Origin of the sequence: Actinoplanes lutulentus (genome assembly GCF_003259845.1) — a bacterium.
Lineage (GTDB): Bacteria > Actinomycetota > Actinomycetes > Mycobacteriales > Micromonosporaceae > Actinoplanes > Actinoplanes lutulentus.
On the sequence record NZ_QLMJ01000025.1, the window covers coordinates 96,467 to 114,242 of the forward strand.

General features: G+C 69.5%; 13 protein-coding genes. 4 read left to right on the forward strand and 9 right to left on the reverse strand.

The window, feature by feature from the left end; genetic code table 11:
- Positions 1-139 precede the first annotated feature (139 nt).
- From B0I29_RS39520 to B0I29_RS39530, 3 genes are read right to left on the reverse strand one after another with little or no spacing between them, the layout of a single operon-like run.
- Positions 140-991 (reverse strand): carbohydrate ABC transporter permease, encoded by an 852-nt coding sequence (locus tag B0I29_RS39520; RefSeq protein WP_111654296.1) that lies wholly within the window; start codon positions 989-991, stop codon positions 140-142.
- Positions 988-1,968 (reverse strand): carbohydrate ABC transporter permease, encoded by a 981-nt coding sequence (locus B0I29_RS39525; RefSeq protein WP_111654297.1) that lies wholly within the window; start codon positions 1,966-1,968, stop codon positions 988-990. Before B0I29_RS39525 ends, B0I29_RS39520 begins: the two co-directional genes overlap by 4 nt.
- Before the next feature lie 60 nt (positions 1,969-2,028).
- Positions 2,029-3,303, reverse strand: coding sequence for an ABC transporter substrate-binding protein (locus tag B0I29_RS39530; RefSeq protein WP_111654298.1), 1,275 nt, complete (start codon positions 3,301-3,303; stop codon positions 2,029-2,031).
- A 261-nt stretch (positions 3,304-3,564) separates the two neighbouring features.
- Here B0I29_RS39530 and B0I29_RS39535 point away from each other — a divergent pair, with 261 nt between their 5' ends.
- Complete coding sequence (locus B0I29_RS39535; protein WP_111654299.1) at positions 3,565-4,578, forward strand: LacI family DNA-binding transcriptional regulator; 1,014 nt, start codon at positions 3,565-3,567, stop codon at positions 4,576-4,578.
- A 60-nt stretch (positions 4,579-4,638) separates the two neighbouring features.
- On the opposite strand, the gene B0I29_RS39540 is transcribed toward B0I29_RS39535, so the two are convergent.
- Entirely contained in the window at positions 4,639-7,278 is a 2,640-nt protein-coding gene (locus B0I29_RS39540; RefSeq protein ID WP_181558212.1) for a putative bifunctional diguanylate cyclase/phosphodiesterase, read from the reverse strand.
- A gap of 219 nt (positions 7,279-7,497) precedes the next feature.
- Between B0I29_RS39540 and B0I29_RS39545 the strand changes: the two genes are divergently transcribed.
- The 3 genes from B0I29_RS39545 to B0I29_RS39555 are packed head-to-tail and all read left to right on the forward strand — an operon-like array spanning position 7,498 to position 10,793.
- The gene (locus B0I29_RS39545; protein WP_111654300.1) at positions 7,498-7,887 is read left to right on the forward strand and encodes a PH domain-containing protein; all 390 of its coding nucleotides are present in this window, start codon (positions 7,498-7,500) and stop codon (positions 7,885-7,887) included.
- 59 nt (positions 7,888-7,946) lie between these two features.
- Entirely contained in the window at positions 7,947-9,110 is a 1,164-nt protein-coding gene (locus tag B0I29_RS39550; RefSeq protein WP_181558219.1) for a PQQ-dependent sugar dehydrogenase, read from the forward strand.
- A 48-nt stretch (positions 9,111-9,158) separates the two neighbouring features.
- Positions 9,159-10,793 (forward strand): metallophosphoesterase family protein, encoded by a 1,635-nt coding sequence (locus tag B0I29_RS39555; RefSeq protein ID WP_111654301.1) that lies wholly within the window; start codon positions 9,159-9,161, stop codon positions 10,791-10,793.
- Here the strand turns inward: B0I29_RS39555 and B0I29_RS39560 are convergent.
- The 5 genes from B0I29_RS39560 to B0I29_RS39580 form a co-directional block, all read right to left on the reverse strand.
- The gene (locus B0I29_RS39560) at positions 10,780-12,003 is read right to left on the reverse strand and encodes a pectate lyase (RefSeq protein ID WP_245973133.1); all 1,224 of its coding nucleotides are present in this window, start codon (positions 12,001-12,003) and stop codon (positions 10,780-10,782) included. The genes B0I29_RS39555 and B0I29_RS39560 overlap by 14 nt on opposite strands.
- Before the next feature lie 319 nt (positions 12,004-12,322).
- Positions 12,323-13,804 carry an Asp-tRNA(Asn)/Glu-tRNA(Gln) amidotransferase subunit GatB gene (gatB, locus tag B0I29_RS39565; protein ID WP_111654303.1) on the reverse strand — a complete coding sequence of 494 codons (1,482 nt, stop codon included), beginning with the start codon at positions 13,802-13,804 and terminating at the stop codon, positions 12,323-12,325.
- Between the two features lies 1 nt (position 13,805).
- On the reverse strand, positions 13,806-15,269 hold the full coding sequence (gene gatA / locus B0I29_RS39570; protein ID WP_111654304.1) for an Asp-tRNA(Asn)/Glu-tRNA(Gln) amidotransferase subunit GatA: 1,464 nt from the start codon (positions 15,267-15,269) through the stop codon (positions 13,806-13,808).
- Between the two features lie 2 nt (positions 15,270-15,271).
- On the reverse strand, positions 15,272-15,571 hold the full coding sequence (gatC, locus tag B0I29_RS39575; protein ID WP_111654305.1) for an Asp-tRNA(Asn)/Glu-tRNA(Gln) amidotransferase subunit GatC: 300 nt from the start codon (positions 15,569-15,571) through the stop codon (positions 15,272-15,274).
- A gap of 9 nt (positions 15,572-15,580) precedes the next feature.
- Positions 15,581-17,776 (reverse strand): putative bifunctional diguanylate cyclase/phosphodiesterase, encoded by a 2,196-nt coding sequence (locus B0I29_RS39580; protein ID WP_111654306.1) that lies wholly within the window; start codon positions 17,774-17,776, stop codon positions 15,581-15,583.

The window sequence follows — 17,776 nt, forward strand, 5'->3', positions numbered from 1 at the left end:
GCTGCCTCGACGACAGCGACCACAGCGAGCCCAACAGCGCGACCACAGCGAGCCCAACAACGCGATCACAGTGAGAGCCGGCCGGACTGGATCCTTCCTCGCACCCCCGCGCAGCAGGACCCGGCTCGACAAGCAGGTGTTACTTCAGGGCGCCTTCCATGATTCCGCGGACGATTTGGCGGCCGCCGATCAGCAGGAGGATCACCAGGGGGACCGTTGCCGCGAACGCGCCCGCCAGCACCCGCCGGTAAATCACGTAGTTTCCGCTGGCCAGGTCGGACAGCGCGACCATCGACGTCGGGAAGTCGGTGCCGTTCAGGGTGATCAGCGGCCACTGGAAGTCGTTCCACGTCGCCACGAAGGTCAGCAGCCCGAGGACCGCCAGCGCCGGACGGATCGCCGGGAGGACCACGGTCCAGTAGATCCGCAGCGTCAACGCGCCGTCGATCCGGGCCGCCTCGATCAGCTCGTCCGGGATGGCGTGCCCGATGAACTGTCGCATGTAGAAGACGCCGAACGCGCTGACCAGGCCCGGGGCGATGACGGCGAGCAGCGTGCCGTTCCACTCCAGCCTGCTCATCAGGATGTAGAGCGCCACCACACCCAGCTGGTTGGGCACGGTCAGCGTCAGGATGACGATGATCATCAGCGCGTTCCGATAGCGGAAGCGGAGTTTCGCGAAGGCGAACCCGGCCAGCGAGCAGAAGAACAGTGTCGTCAGGGTGACCACGCCCGCGACGATCACGCTGTTGATCAGGGACGCGGTGAAGAACACGTCCTGCATCCCGAAGACCTCGCTGAGGTTCACCAGCAGCTGGTCGCCGGGAATCACGGTCGGCGGGAAGCCCATCACCTTCTCGTCGGTGCTCGTCGCGATGACGAACATCCAGTACACCGGGAAGGCCGAGAGGATCATGAACGTGGCGAGGACCGCATAGGTCTTCCAATTACCGCGCGTCTCCTGCGGTGCGCGGTTCACCAGGCTGGTCACTTGTCGCCTCCGAGACGACGGGTCGCGAGCGCGTTCACCGCGGCCACGATCAGGATGATCAGGAAGAGCGCCCAGGACATCGCGGCCGCGTACCCAAGGTTGAGGTCTTTCCAGCCGACCTTGTAGATGAGCTGGGCGATGGTCTGGAACTGGCCGTCGGAGCCACCGGAGGCGGAGGCCGGGTTCTCGTCGAAGAGCATCGGCTCGTTGAAGAGTTGCAGGCCGCCGATGGTGGAGAGCACCACGGTGAAGAGGATGACCGGCTGGATCATCGGCACGGTGATCTGCCACAGCTGACGCCACGGGCCGGCGCCGTCGACCGCGGACGCCTCGTAGACGTCCTTCGGGATCGACTGCATGGCGGAGAGGTAGAGCAGCGCGTTGTAGCCGATCCACTTCCAGTTGACCATCGTGGCGATGGCGATCCAGCTGCTCCACTTCGCGGCACGCCAGTCGATCGGGTTCTCGTTGCCGAAGCCGACAAGCGACAGGAACCAGTTCGCCAGGCCGTAGTCGCGGGCGAAGAACATCGCGAAGACCAGGGTCGAGGCGGCGACCGGTGTGACGTACGGAAGCAGGATCCCGACCCGCCACCACGTGGTGCCGCGCAGCTTGCGGTTCAGCAGGTTCGCGATGATCAACGCGATGAGCAGCTGCGGGATCGTGGAGAGCACGAAGATCCCGAAGGTGTTGCCGAGCGCGTTCCAGAAGTCCTCGTCGGTCAGCAGCCGGGAGAAGTTCTCGAAGCCGGCCCAGCCTCGCTCGTCCGGCTCGTCGAGTCGCCAGTTACGCAGCGCCACGATGGCGTTGAAGACGATCGGGAAGAGCCCGAAGATCGCGAAGAGCAGGAAGAACGGCGCGATCAGAAGGTACGGGACGGTCTTGGTGTCGAAGCGGTAGAGCCAGAACTTCGCGCGCGGCGGCGGCGCGTGTTTCGGCTGGCCCGGCGGGGCGGGGCGGATCTCGGTGAGCGACACGGCGTACTCCTCAGCAAAGCGGAGGCGAGACGGCCCGAGACCGTCTCGCCTACCGGGATGTCAGGCCTTGGACGCCTTGTCGGCTGCCTTGACTGCTTCCGCCCAGGCCGCGTCCGGCTTGAGGCCGCCCTGCTGCACTCGGGTGATCACGTTCTCCACGGCGACCCGCGTCGGTCCGTTCTTCTTGCCCAGGTACTGCGGCTGGAGGTTCTCCGCGGTGGCCGCGAAGATCTGGCCGGTCGGGGCGTTGGTGAAGAACTCCTTCTTGAAGTCGAGGACGGCCGGGTCCTTGTAGAGCGCCGGCTGCGACGGCAGGTTGCCGACCGTCTTGAAGACCTCGATCTGCTGCTCGGGCTGGATCAGCCACTCGACGAACTTGTACGCCTCGTCGACGTTCTTGCCCTGCTTCGGGATGGTCCACCAGGAGCCGCCCCAGTTGCCGCCGCCGCCGGGGATCGACGCGATGTCCCACTTGCCCTTCTGGTCGGGCGCGGTGTCCTGGATGTGGCCGAGCATCCACGCCGGGCAGGCGAGGGCCGCGAACTGGTCCTTCTTGAAGCCCTGGTCCCAGTTCGGCTGGAAGCTGGCGAGGTTCGCCGAGATGCCGGCCTCGATCGCCTTCATGCTGGTGTCGAACGCGACCTTGGGCCCACCCTCCATCTGGAGGGCTTCCTGGTCGTCGTAGAAGCCGACCGGCTGCTGGGCGAGGACCGGGTTGAACAGGTTCGTACCGGAGTCGACGAACTTCTTGCCGGTCGCCTTCGTGTACTTCTGGCCGGTGGCGATGAACTCGTCCCAGGTCGGCCAGAGCTTGGAGACCGACTCACGGTCGGTGGGCAGGCCGGCCGCCTTGAACAGGTCGGTGCGGTAACACATGGCGAGGCCGCCCACGTCGGTGCCGAGGCCGATCTGCTTGCCGTCGGCGGACTGCGAGGCCTTCCACTTCCAGCCCAGGTACTTCGACTCGTAGCTCGACGCGCCCTTGTCGACCAGGTTGACGAACTGATCGGCCTGGCTGCGGAACTGAACGATGAAGCCCTCGTCGACCGCGGAGATGTCCGGCGCGCCGGAGCCGGCGACCAGCTTCTTCTGGAGGTCCTCGTGCTGGGCGTTGTACTCGCCCGAGTTCAGCACGATCTTGACGTTCGTGTGCTCGGCCTCGTACTTGGCCTTGAGCTTGTCGAGGCCCATGTCGCCCCAGAAGTTGATCTTCAGGGAGACCTGTCCGGCGGCCGCATCATCGTTGCCACCTTCCAGGCTCTGGCCACTACAGCCCGAGATGGCCAGGGCGGCCACCAGTCCCACGGCCGCCACGCGGCGTACCGAACGTCCCATCGAAACCTCCAACAAGGAGAGCTACATCACTGAACCGGGTAAGTGGGTGGAACGGTAAGCCTCGATTCGAGGAGTGTCAATAGCGTGTTACAACGGTGATTCCAAGGCTCGAAAACCCGGTAAAAACGGACAACCCGTTTACATGACACATCGAGTGCCGTAACACTGAACCGATCAAGCTTCTGCTACGGGTCGAGGGACTCCGTTAGATGCTGTTCAGCGGCCGATAAGCTCGGCAGCGGTGGGGACAGAGGAGATCGAGTGAAGCGGCCCACGATCGCCGACATAGCGCGGCGGGCGGGCGTGTCGAAAGGCGCTGTCTCGTACGCGCTGAACGGCCAGCCCGGCGTCTCCGAAGCGACCCGGAAACGGATCATCGCGATCGCCCAGGAGATCGGTTTCAACGCGAACAGCGCGGCCCGTGCGCTCTCCGGCGCCCGCGCCCGTGCCGTCGGCCTGACCCTGTGCCGCCCGGCCCGGATCCTCGGGATCGAACCGTGGTTCATGGGCCTGATCAGTGGTTTCGAGGCTGAGCTCGGCGCGCAGTCGTACGCCCTGACCCTCCAGGTGGTCGCCACCCCGGAGCAGGAGGTCGAGGTCTATCGCCGCTGGTGGGGCGAGCGCCGGATCGACGGGGTGATCGTCACCGACATCCGGGAGAACGACGTGCGCATCCCGGTGCTCCAGGAACTGCAGCTACCGGCCGTGGTGATCGGCGGCCCCGGCGACACGGGCAGCATCGCCCAGATCTGGTCCGACGACGCCGGCGCGATCACCGAGGCGGTCCGGTACCTGGTCGCTCTCGGACACGACCGGATCGCTCGGGTCAGTGGTGTGCCCGATCTGCTGCACACCCAGGTGCGTACCAAGGCGTTCGACGACATCTGCGCCTCGCTCGGCCTGCACAACACGATCACCGTGCCCGCCGACTACACCGGCGAGGAGGGCAGCCGTGCCACCCGCCGGCTGCTGATCGGCGGCGACCGGCCCAGCGCGATCATCTACGACAACGACGTGATGGCGGTCGCGGGCCTGGCCGTCGCGCAGGAGATGGGTCTCTCGGTTCCCGGCGATCTGTCCATCGTGGCCTGGGACGACTCACCACTCTGCAGCCTGGTCCACCCACCGCTGACGGCGCTGAGCCGCGACATCTCCGCTTACGGCGCCCAGGCCGCGCGCGAACTCCTCAACGCCATCGACGGCAAGCGCGTCGGCAACGTCGAAGCCGGCCGCGTCCACCTCACACCCCGGGGAAGCACCGCTCCCCCACGCTGAGCTGGCTGGCTCCGCTTCGCTCCGCGGCGATTGCCTTGTAACCGGTGAGATGGCGCGGACTTAGCCGGTGCGATGACTGTCCAGATAGGCCTCTATGCGCTCGGCGGGTGCCGGATGGGCCAGAGCGAAACCCTGGCCGTAACGGCAGCCGGCCGCGGCCGCGCGGTCGACGCGTTCCTGGGTCTCCAGGCCCTTCGCGACGATCTCCAGGCCGAGCCGGCGACCGAGACTGACCACCACGTCCAGCACCGAGCCGGGCCCGCCGGTGATCAGGGACTGGCTGAGCTTGAGCATGTCGACCGGCAGCCGTCGCAGGTGGGACAGCGACGTCTGCCCGGCGCCGAAGTCGTCCAGCGCCGCGCGTACCCCCAGTTTGCGCAGGCCCGACAGGGCCGCGACGATGGCCGGCACGTCCTCCGCGATCCACGTCTCGGCGACCTCGACGACCAGGCGTTCCGGGTTGAGGCCGTGCCGTTTCAGGGTGGTCGCCACCCGTTCCGGGAAGCGGGCGGTGAGCAGCTCGCGCGGCCCGACGTTGACCGAGAGCCAGAAGTCCTCGTCACCGCCGGCCCAGGCGGTCAGGCTGCGGCAGGCCTCGTCGAGCACCCATTCGTCCAGCTCCGCGGTGATGCCGAGAGCCCGGGCGATCGGCAGGATCTCCTCCGGCAGGATCGTGCCGAGGTCCGGGTGCCGCCAGCGCAGCAGCGCCTCGACACCGACCGGCCGGCCGTCACGCAGCCCGGTGACCGGCTGGAAGGCCAGGTCCAGCTCGCCCCGGCCGGCCGCGCCGAGCAGCTGCTGCTCCAGCTCCATCCGGCGGTGCAGCTGGATCTCCACGTCCGGGTCGTACCACTCGACCCGGTTCACGCCGAGCTGGCGGGCGCGCTGCCGGGCCATGTCGGCGTGCCGGAGCACCTCGTCGGAGTCGGCGCCGCCGGCCAGCTCGGCCAGGCCGACGCTGCTGTGCAGGTCCACCGACCCGCCGGGCAGCTGGTACGCCTCACCGAGAACCGTCACGACCCGGGTGGCCAGCGCGTACGCCGGGACGGCCGACTCCGTGGTGAGCACCGCGAACTCGTCGCCGCCGAGCCGGGCCGCAACGTCCTCCTCGCCGATCAGCTGCTTGATCCGGCGGCTCACCTCGACCAGCACGGCGTCGCCGACCTCGCGGCCCCGGGCGTCGTTGACCTCGGCGAGCCCGTGCAGGTCGATCACGATGAGGTTGCCCCGCATACCGGGACGGCGGCGGTGCGCCAGCAGGTCGCGCATCAGCGCCCGCCGGTTCGCCAGGCCGGTCAGCTGGTCCAGATAGGAGAGCCGGTGCAGGGTGCGTTCCAGATGGACGCGTTCGCCGACGTCGCGTACGTGCACGACCAGGGCGGCCACCTCGGGGACGGCACGCTGGTCGGAGATCGTGGACTCGGTGTCGCGCCAGAGCCGGGCGCCGTCCCGCATCCGGGCGCTGACCAGCACCGGCGGTCCGCCCTCGTGCTCGCCGGCCAGGACCGAGGCGATCACCGCCTGGGCGTCCGCGACGTCCTCCGGGTGGATCAGGTCGCTGAACTCGCGGCCGATCACCTCGTCGTCACGCAGGCCGAAGAGCCGGGCCGCGGCCGGTGACTGCCAGCGGACCGTGAGCCGCTCGTCGAGAACGAGGGTCAGATCGGTCGCGCCGGCGACGAGCGAACGGAAGTGCGCTTCGGCGATCCGGAGCCGGCCGGCGTACCGGCGGATGTCGCGGACCACCAGCAGCTCGCGGACCACCAGGACGCTGACCATCACGAGACCGAAAATGATCGCCTGGTTGTCGAACCGGCGGACGGTCACCAAGTGCCAGACCGCCGCGACCACGCCGACCGCCGCCGGGATCGCCAGCAGTGGGTAACTCGCCAGGTACTGGTCCGGGTTGCGCGGCTCCAACGGTGGCAGCGGGATGTCGCGCCGGGAACCGCCGAGCGCCGAGGCGGTCATCCCGGCGATGATCAGCAGTCCGGCGAGCGCCAGAAGAGGACCGCCCTGCCCCGCACCACTCTGGCCGGCACCACTCTGGCCCGCGTCGACCAGCGCGGCCACTGCGCCGAGCGCCAGCAGCACCAGGGCCGCGCCGCCGCCGCACCACATCGCCGGGCGCGGCCGGGGACGCGCTCGCAGCACGACCACCGTGACGACCGCGACGCCGCCGGTCGCGATCAGCATGGCCGGCACCGCCGCGGGCCGGGTCGCCACGCCCGGCACCAGGTATGCCGCGAAGCTCAGGCTGACACCGAGGCCGGCGCCGTCGAAGGCCCGCCGCAGCCGGACCGGCCAGCTGCGTGCGGCGCCCGGCAGCAGCGAGACGCCGGCCACGTAACAGCAGGCGGCAACGGCCAGGCCGGTGGTGAGCCAGCCGGTCGCGTCCGGCGGGTTCCACCACGGCACCAGGGCGGTGGCGGTCGCGACGAGGGTGCCCATGCCGACCAGTCCAGCGCCGCGACACGATGCGAAGGCCTGCTCGGCACGGTGCAGCGCTAATGCCGTACCCAAGAGGGAAGCCGCAGCGAAGAGACCGGCGCAACCCACCGCGCAGGCGAGCGCGAGCGAAGCCGGCAGCAGGCCGGCGGCGCCGGCCGCGAGCAGCACGGCAGCGGCGCTCGGCACAGTGACCAGTACCGCCCGGGCGCGAATCCAGGGCGGGGCCGGCGCGGGGTGCGACACAGCCACGGGTGTCCTCTGCGGTGTTCCCCCGCAGGGTCGGTGAGCCCCGGCGAGGTGGGGGTCATGGAAGCGAGGAACTGCACCGGAGTCAACGACTGTCCCCGGATCGGGTTACGGGCCGGTGTGACGCCGTCCCATGAACGGAATCGTCTGCCATCCAGCGACAGCGGTCAAATCGAGCGATGCTGCCGGTCCGGCCCCGGGTCGTGGTGGGAGGATGGACGGGTGTCCAGTCGTCCCGCCCTCCGTGTCCGTAAATCCGGCGCCGTCCTCGTCGCGGCCGGGATCGCCCTCGTCGGCGCGCTCCCGGTGGCCGGCCAGTCGTGGGCTCTCGCCCCGATTCTGCTGATCCCACTCGCTGTGCTGATCTGGACCTATCGGGCCGGCACCGACGTCTACCCGGACGAGCTGCGGGTCCGCGCCCTGTTCGGCGGCAGCCGGGTGCCGTGGAGCCGGATCTCCGAGCTCGCCCCGGACACCCACGGCCGGGTCTCCGCCCTGCTCGACAACGGCAACGTCATCCGGCTGACCGGTGTCACCCAGAACAACCTTCCGCTCGTGCTGGCCGCCGGCGGCCACCGGGTCGGCAGCGACACCGCCACGACGGATCAATGATCTCCGGGATCTCTCAGCCCGCACGGCTACCCTGGTCGGCAAGAGCCTGAGGGGGTGGTCTGGTCGTGCGTTCCCGCTCGCGCCGTGCCGCGGTCGCGACGGTCGGTGCCGTTCTGGTGCTGACCACCGGATGCAGCTTCGGACCGCCAGGACCGGACCAGGCCGGCGAACCACCCAACCTCTCCCGGCCCTCGGCCGCGCCCACCTCCGGCCAGGACTCCGGTGACCGGGAGGCCGCGCTCACCGTCCTGGCGAAAGACCTCGAGGTCCCGTGGGGCATCGCGTTCCTGCCGGACGGCTCGGCCGTGGTCACCGAGCGCGACACGGCCCGCGTTCTGAAGGTGGGCCCGGAGTCCGACGCCGAGGGTCTCAAGGTCAGCGAGCTGGACCGGCTCGACGAGGTGCGCGCCTCCGGCGACGGCGGCCTGCTCGGCATCGCGGTCTCCCCCGATTACGACACCGACAAGACGCTGTACGTCTATTACTCCACCGATCGCGACAACCGGGTCGGCAAGCTGGCCGGCGGCAAGCTGCAGCCGATCCTGACCGGCATCCCGCGCTCCCCCGATCAGAACGGCGGGGCGCTCGCCTTCGGCCCCGACGGTTTCCTCTACGTCGGCACCGGTGACGGCACACCCACCGGCACCCTCGCGCAGAACCCGAAAAGCCTCGGCGGCAAGATCCTGCGGATCACCACGGCCGGCAAGCCCGCCACCGGCAACCCGGTGAAGAACTCGACGGTCTGGTCCTCCGGCCACCGCAACGTGCAGGGCCTCGCCTGGGACGGCGACGGCCGGCTGTTCGCCACCGACACCACCCAGCCGCTGACCAGCGAGCTGAACGTGGTGGCCAAGGGCGGCAACTACGGCTGGCCGAAAGCCGACGGCGACAGCACCGACACGAAACTGCGAAACCCGATGGTCTTCTGGCCGTCCACCGAGTCGGCCTGCGGCGGCGTGGCCGCCGTCGACAGCCTCGTTGCCACCACCTGCCTGGTCGGCGAGCGGCTCTACCTGCTCTCCGTCACCGCCAACGGTACGGTTCTCGGCACCCCGCAGGAGCTGCTCAGCGAGGAGTACGGCCGGCTGCGCGCCCTGGTCGCCGCGCCGGACGGCTCGCTCTGGCTCAGCACGTCGAACCAGGAGGACGGCGGCGAGCCGGGCCCCGAGGACGACCGGCTGATCAGGCTGGTCTTCTCGGACGGCGGCGCCGGCCGGAGTTGACGCCCATGGCTGTTTCACCGGACGGGGATTCGGGCAGGTGAGCCCTCGATGACATCGGAAAACGCTCCGCCGGCGCCAGTGTGGCGCCGGCGCCTGGGCACTGCTGCCCGTCACCTGGGGACCGCCGGCCGTTTCACCGGCCGGATGTGGCGTAACAAGTGGAGCCGGCGGATCCGGGTCGGCGCCGCGGTCGGCCTGGTCAGCGTGATCGGCGCGATGATCGGCGTGATGCTCTTCGCGCAGACGAGCATCAATGTCGGCCCGTTCAGCGCCGAAATGTCGATCAAGCCGTCGGTGCACGGCGGCACCGAGGTCGACATCCCGCCGCTGGGCTCCCTGCATCTGGACAGCCATCGCGGCCCGCTGCATCTCAAGGTCGCCCTCGGATCGCTCGACCAGAGCCGCACCGAGGCGCTCATCGACAACCCGTCGGCGATCTCCACAGCCGGTGACCGGGCGGTCGACGAGGTCACCGCAGGAGTGTCCCGCCTCGGTCTGCGTACCCTCGGGCTTGCCGTTCTGAGCGCGCTGCTCTGCGCCGCGCTGATCTTCCGCGACGTCCGCCGCACCGCGGCGGCCGGAGTCACCGCCCTGGTGGTCTCGGTCGGCAGCCTCGGCCTCGCGGCAGGCACGCTGCGACCGGACGCGATCAGCGAGCCACGGTACGAAGGACTGCTGGTCAACGCGCCCGCCGTGGTCGGTGACGCGCGCCGCATCGCGGACAACTACGGCCGGTACGCCGAGCAGCTCCAGGCGATCGTCGGCAACGTGAGCCGGGTCTACGCGACGATCTCGACGCTGCCCGTCTACGAGCCGGCCGGCAACACCACCCGGCTGCTGCACGTCTCCGACCTGCATCTGAACCCGGCTTCCTGGGGCCTGATCCGCACGGTCGTGGAGACCTTCGAGATCGACGCGGTGATCGACACCGGCGACATCGTCGACTGGGGCAGCGACGCCGAGACCGGTTACGTCTCGTCGATCCCGTCGATCCAGGTGCCGTACATCTACGTGCGCGGCAACCACGACTCGTCCGCGATCCAGGCCGCCGTCGGCCGGCAGAGCAACGCGGTCGTCCTCGACAACGCGGTGACCACGGTCGACGGCCTGACCATCGCCGGCATCGGCGATCCGCAGTTCACCCCGGACAAAAGCGAGACCAACGAGGCCGGCGACGATGCCGGTCCGGAGCTTCTCACCGTCGCCGGCGAGGCCCTGGCCACCACGGTCCGCGGCTCCACGAACAAGGTCGACATCGCGCTGGTCCACGACCCGGGGATGGCGCAGCCGCTGTCCGGCCTGGTCCCGCTGGTGCTGGCCGGTCACAAACATCAGCGGTCGGTCTCGATCCTGCCGGCGCCGGTCGCACCCGAGCCGGACCCGTCGGCGTCGGCCTCGGTCGCTCCGGCACCCTCCGCGACGGTCGCCGAGCCACTGATGACCACCCGCCTGATGATCGAGGGCTCGACCGGCGGCGCCGGCCTGCGCGGCCTGGAGAACGAGGAGCCGACCCCGCTGACGCTGTCGGTCCTCTACTTCGACGAGAACAAAGAGCTGAAGGCGTACGACGACATCCAGCTGGGCGGCACCGGCCAGTCGAACGTGGAGATGCAGCGCAACGTGGTCGGGCTCGCCCCGGAGGAGAGCCCGACTCCGTCGCCGTCAGTGGTTACGAGTAGGTGATGTCCGAGGACGAGTACCGGCAGTACGTGCCGTCCGCGCCCGATCCGGTCTTGGTGGGTTCGTTGCCGCTGCTGTTGCCGGTGTACCGGTCGCAGATCGAGATCTTCTTGGAGCTGTCGCCCACGATGGTGATCCCGCTGAGCGTCGCGGTGTCGCCGTAATTCGTGTTGATCCCGGCGATCGACGTGCCCGGTGCGGTGGCCCGGATGTTCTGGATGACCACGGTCCGCTTGTACTGGGTCGAGCAGTTGCCACACGACCGGTACAGCTTGCCGAAGTTCGTCACCTGGAAGTTCTTGATGGTCAGGGTGCCGCCGCCGTTGTGCTGGAACACCTTGTCCGAGGCGGACTTCGCGCCGCCGCCGTCGACGGTGGCCACGGTCGAGCTGCCACCGCGGAACGTCGCCGCGTCCTCGCCCACGTCCAGCCACCACACGTTGCGCAGGGTGCAGTTGCCGTCGCAGTGCACGCCGTCACCGGCCGGAGCGCCGATGATCACGTTCGACAGGGTGGCGCCGTTGGCGAGCTTGAACATCGGGTCCTGGCTCTCGCTCTGCCCGCCGTCACCGATGCCGTAGTAGCGCTTGTTGCCGCCGTCCAGGCCGCTCGACGACACCGCGATGGTGGCGTCCACCTTCACGCTGCCGGTCTCGCTCGGCCACGGCGTGGTCGGGCCGGTGCCGCCACCGCTGCTACCGATTTTGATCAGCTGCCACTGCTGGTTCGCGAAGTTCTGGTCGGCGTACTGGACCACGTTGCCGCCGTCGGCCGTGGACCACTCGAAGACCTCCAGGGCCTTGCCGCTGTTCCGGTTGATCAGCTGAATGTTGCTGCCGATGTCCTGGATCGACCACTGCTGGCTGGTCGCGTTCCGGTCGCCGTTGGACTGGATGACCTGCGCGCCGTCGGCGGTCGAGGCGCCCTGCACGTTGAGGACCTTGCCGCTGTGCTTGGCCTGCAGGCGGTAGAAGCCACTGCCCATGTCGAGGAACTTGAACTGCTGCCAGTCGCCGTTGTTCTGGGTCCACTGGTTGATGACGGCGCCGTCGGCGGTGGAGTAGTTCCAGACGTCGAGCACCTTGCCGCTGTTCTGGTTCTTCAACACGTAGTAGGCACTGAGGTCGATGCTTGCGGCGCTCGCCTGCTGAGCCGTGACGAGCCCGGCAGCACCGAGCGCCGCCGTGGTGATCGCCGTGACAGCCACAGCCATCCAGCGTCGTCGTCTTCCTGGCGTACTCATGGGGTCGTTCCTCTCTGCCCGCCGGGGAAGCGGGCACATTTCCAGGGGATTTCGGGGGACCGACGTTCATCGATGTTGTCGCTCACAAATACCCTGGTCAAGAGAGGACGCAGTTGCATTTTGTTGCAGGTTTCAGCTGATCAAGCAGCTGTTAACGTGAACATTGGGAACGCTCCCACAAACGCCCAGCTCACTGCCCGCTGCGATCAGACGGCCACTCACCCCGGCGGGAATGCCACCGCCCGGTCCTGAAGGAGTCAGGACCGGGCGGTTGGGCGTACCGAAAGGGTTAGGAGACGCCGAGGCGCTCCAGGAGTAGGTCGCGGACGGCCTTGGCGTCGGCCTGGCCGCGCGTGGTTTTCATGACGGCGCCTACCAGGGCGCCGGCTGCTGCCACCTTGCCGTCGCGGATCTTCGCGGCGATCTCCGGGTTGGCGGCGATGGCCTCGTCGACGGCCTTCGTCAGGGCGCCGGTGTCGTTGACGACCTCGAGGCCTCGGGACGCCATGACCTCGGCCGGGTCGCCCTCGCCGGCGACGACGCCTTCCAGGACCTGGCGGGCCAGCTTGTCGTTGAGCTTGCCGGCGTCGACGAGTTTCTGCAGCGCCGCGACCTGGGCCGGGGTCGCGCCGACCGCGGCCAGGTCGACGTCGAGCTCGTTGGCGCGGCGGGCCAGCTCGCCCATCCACCACTTGCGGGCGCCGGCCGCGGAGGAACCCGCGGCGATGGTCTCCTCGATGAGCTCGACCGCGCCGGCGTTCGCCACCGACTGCATGTCGACCTCGGAGATGCCCCAGTCCTCGCGGAGGCGGGCCCGCTTCACGCTGGGCTTCTCCGGGAGCGCCGCTTTCAGCTCGGCCACCCACTCCGGCGCCGGTGCGATCGGCACCAGGTCGGGCTCGGGGAAGTAGCGGTAGTCGGTCGCGGTCTCCTTGGAGCGGCCCGAGCGGGTGTCGCCGGTGGTCTCCTGGAAGTGCCGCGTCTCCTGGAAGATCTTGCCGCCGTCGTCCAGGATCGCCGCCTGGCGGATGATCTCGGAGCGGACCGCGCGCTCGACCGAGCGGAGCGAGTTGACGTTCTTGGTCTCGGTACGCGTGCCCCACTCCTCACCCGGCAGGTTCAGCGAGGTGTTCACGTCGCAGCGCATCGAGCCCTGCTCCATGCGCACGTCCGAGACGCCGAGCGCGCGGACGATGTCGCGGAGCTCGGCCACGTACGCCTTGGCGATCTCCGGGGCGAGCGAGCCGAGACCGGGAACCGGCTTCGTCACGATCTCGACGAGCGGGATGCCGGCCCGGTTGTAGTCGACGAGCGACTCGGTGGCGCCGTGGATGCGACCGGTGGCGCCGCCCACGTGCAGCGTCTTACCGGTGTCCTCCTCGATGTGCACCCGCTCGATGCCGATCCGGTATTCCTTGCCGTCGACGACCACGTCGACGTAGCCCTCGACACAGAGCGGCTCGTCGTACTGCGAGGTCTGGAAGTTCTTCGGCATGTCCGGGTAGAAGTAGTTCTTCCGGGCCATCCGGCACCACTCGGCGATGTCGCAGTTCAGCGCGAGGCCGATCTGGATCGTCGCCGCGATGGCGGCCCGGTTCATCACCGGCAGAGCACCCGGCAGGGCCAGGCAGACCGGGCAGGTCTGGGTGTTCGGCTCGGCGCCGAAGTCGGTCTTGCACCCGCAGAACATCTTGGTCCTGGTGCCCAGTTCGACGTGCGTCTCCAGGCCGACCACGGGCTCGTACTTGGTGAGGATCTCTTCGTATGTCATCTCACAGCTCCGGAGGAGTGAAAGAGCCGACGGCGGACTCCAGCGCTGCCGCGACCCGGTACATCCGGTCGTCGGCCATCGTCGGGGCCATGATCTGGAAGCCGACCGGCAGGCCCTCGGAGAGACCGCACGGCACCGAGATGGCCGGTCCGCCGTACAGGTTCGTCGGGATGGTGAAGAGGTCGGCGAGGTACATCTGGTACGGATCGCTGGTCCGGGATCCGAACGGGAACGCCACGAACGGGGTGGTCGGCGAGACCAGCACGTCGACCTGCTCGAACGCGGACTGGAAGTCCCGGGTGATCAGCGTGCGGACCTTCTGCGCCTGGCCGTAGTACGCGTCGTAGTAACCGCTGGAGAGCGCGTAGGTGCCGATGATGATGCGGCGCTTCACCTCGGGACCGAAGCCGCCCTCGCGGGTCAGCGACATGACCTCTTCGAGGGAGTGGCTGCCGTTGTCGCCTTCGCGCAGGCCGTACCGCACACCGTCGAAGCGGGCCAGGTTGCTGGACGCCTCGCTGGGGGCGATCAGATAGTAGGCCGGGAGGGCGTACTGGAAGTTCGGGCAGGAGACCTCGACGATCTCGGCACCGAGCTTGACCAGGGCTTCCAGCGAGTCCTTGAAGGCGCTCAGGACGCCCGGCTCGGAACCGTCGCCGGCGAACTCCTTGACGACGCCGAGCTTGACGCCGGACAAGTCACCATTTTTGCCGAGCTGGGCGGCTTTAATGACATCCGGCACCGGCTGGTTGATCGACGTCGAGTCCCGGGGGTCGTAACCGGCCATCACCGAGTGCAGCAGAGCGGTGTCCTCGACGGTCCGGCCGCACGGGCCCGGGGTGTCCAGCGACGAGGAGAAGGCGATCAGGCCGTACCGCGAGGTGCCGCCGTAGGTCGGCTTCGCCCCGACGGTTCCGGTGACCGCGCCCGGCTGGCGGATCGAGCCACCGGTGTCGGTGCCGATCGCGAGCGGCGCCTCGTAAGCGGCCAGCGCGGCGGCCGAGCCACCACCCGAGCCGCCCGGGATGCGACCCAGGTCCCACGGGTTGTTCGTGGCGCCGTACGCGCTGTACTCCGTGGAGGAGCCCATCGCGAACTCGTCCATGTTGGTCTTGCCGAGGATCGGCATGCCGGCCTTTTTCAGACGCTCGACGATCGTCGCGTCATAAGGCGGCTTCCAGCCCTCAAGGATCTTGGAGGCGGCGGTGGTGGGTACGCCCTTGGTCGTCACCACGTCCTTGACCGCGATCGGAACGCCGGCCAGCGGGCCGGTGATCTCCCCGGCGTCGACCTTGCGGGCGGCGTCGAGAGCGCCCTCCCGGTCGACGTGCAGGAACGCGTGGACGCGAGGATCGACGGCCGCGATCCGGTCGAGGTGAGCGGTGGTCACCTCGACCGCCGACACCTCCTTGCTGGCGATCTTGGCGGCGAGAGACGCCGCGCTCAGCCTGGTCAGGTCGGTCACGATCAGTCCTCCTCGTCCAGGATGCGCGGAACCCGGAAGCGGCCCTCGTAGGCGTCGGGCGCGCCGGAGAGCGCCTCCTCCTGCGTGAGGCTCGGTGCAGGGACGTCCTCGCGGTACACGTTGGTCAGCGGGACCGAGTGCGACGTCGGCGGAATGTCATCCGCCGCCACCTCACCGACCCGGGCGACCGACTGCAGGATCACATCGAGCTGACCCGCGAATCGATCAAGCTCCTCTTCGGTCACGGCGAGCCGCGACAGGCGCGCCAGGTGCGCTACCTCTTCGCGGGAGATGGCGGCCATCCTGCCCCCTCATAGTTTCGACGGTTTGCCTGAGTCTATTTTCCGGGGCTGGACCGGCCGGTACCGGGCCAGCCACTCGGCGAGATCGGCCGCCGGCATCGGGCGCGCGTGGAACCAGCCCTGCGCCGTGTGACAGCCTGCCGCGGCCAGAAGCCGCCAGGTCGCCTCGTCCTCCACACCCTCGGCGACCGCGCGCAGGCCGAGTGCCTCGGCCAGACCCACCACCGAGCGTACGATCGCCGCGTCGCCCTTGTCGGTCGCCATGCCCAGCACGAACGACCTGTCGATCTTGACCTCGGCGAGCGGAAGCCGGCGCAGGTGCTGCAACGACGAGTACCCGGTGCCGAAATCGTCCAGCGAGATCGCCACGCCCATCCGGCTCAGCCGGGTCGTCGTCTCCAGCACCCGGTGCGGGTCGGCCATCAGCGCGCTCTCGGTTATCTCCAGCTGGAGGAGTTCGGCGGGGACCGCGTACCGCTCCAGCAGGGCGCCGACCCGGTCGGCGATGTCGCCGGCGTGCAGGTCCCGGGCGCTCACGTTGACCGCGGCCCGCAACGGCCGCCCCTGCGAGCACCACTGCGCCAGCTGGATGATCACTTCTTCCAGTACGCGGGCCGTCAGCATCCGCATCACCGGGGTCGGCTCGGCCGCCCGCAGCAGCTCCTCGGGGCCGACCGTTCCGCGCCGCGGGTGACACCAGCGCAGCAGTGCCTCCACCCCGGTCACCTCGCCGGTCGCGATCGCGATCTGCGGCTGGTAAAAGAGCACTATCCCGTCGTCGGCCGGGTCCTTGCGCAGGGCCGTGCGCAGCTCGGCGAGCAGCGCCAGCCGGTCCGGCGAGTGGTGGGCCGCGTCCGGGCCGTGCACGGCGAGCTGGTCACCGCGCTGCTTCGCCTCGTACATCGCGGCCTCGGCCTCGCGCAGCAGCGTCCCGGCATCACGGCGGCCGGACTGGAGCGCTATCCCGATCGAGGCGCTCAGCTCCACCGGCGTGCCGTCCAGCGGGAACGGGCGGCTCAGCGCCTCGGACAGGTGCTGCGCGATCCGCCGGGCCGCGGCCGGGCCCTCCACCCGGGTGGCGAGGACCGCGAACTCGTCGCCACCGAGCCGGACGACCAGGTCGTGTGCCGGGACCACGGCGGCGAGACGGTCGCCCACCCGGGCCAGCAGGCGGTCGCCGGCGCCGTGGCCGAGAGCGTCATTGACCGTACGGAATCGGTCCAGGTCCAGCAGGAGCAGCGCGCGGCGCCGATCCGGGGAGCGCTCGGCGATCGCGGCCTGCAACGCCCGGCGGTTCGGCAGCCCGGTGAGCGAGTCGAACCGGGCGGCCCGCTCCGACTCACCGGCCCAGCGGACCATCCGGTGCACGGCGTGCAGCGCGAGCAGGGCCAGCGGCAGCAGGGCCGGGCTCACCACCGCGGCGACCAGCAGGATCGGCCCGAGCAGCAGCAGTGCCGCGGTGGCCAGCAGGTCGGCGTGCCCGCGCCGGCGGTGGATGCGCGGCCGGCTGTCGACGGTCCAGCGGCGTACGGCAGCCGCTGCCGCATACCGTGCCGCGATCCAGGCAGCAGCGGTGGCGCAGGTGAGGGCGGCATCGTGCCAGCTCGGGCCGGCCGCCAGGTCCTCCGGCCCGATGCGCAGTGACGTGAGGGCAGCGACGGCCGCGGCGGCACCGAGCGCGACCGCGTGCTGCAGAGCCAGGTGCAGAGTCCGGCGGACGGAATGCCGCAGCCGTACGCCGGCCACGGTGACCGCCGCGAACTGAACCGCCAGAGCCGGCGGACCGCCCCACGCCAGCAGGATCGCGAACGTGAAGCAGATCGACGGCAGGATGATCGCGCTGGCCCGGCGGCCGGGCACCAGGTAGGGCCGGGCGTCCGCGATGAGCGCGAGGACCGCCATCACCCAGAAGGCGGCCGGGAGCCCGGCGAACGCCCCGGGGTCGGCGGCCCAGAGCACGAGCCCTCCGGCGACCGACCCGATCGCGGTGATGACGATCGTGCGGCGGCGCCGGGTCCCGGTCAGCGGGCGGGCGCTGTCCGGCCGCTCCGGCTCCGGCTTTCCCGGGTCGAAGCAGTGAATGTCCAGACGTGTGGCGTCCGGCCCCGGTGTGACCGGGGCCGGTTGTTGTTGCTCGGGGCCTGTGTCGGCGCACGGACCAACGGCAGCCTCATAGCCGGCGATATGCAGGCGAGCGGCATCCAT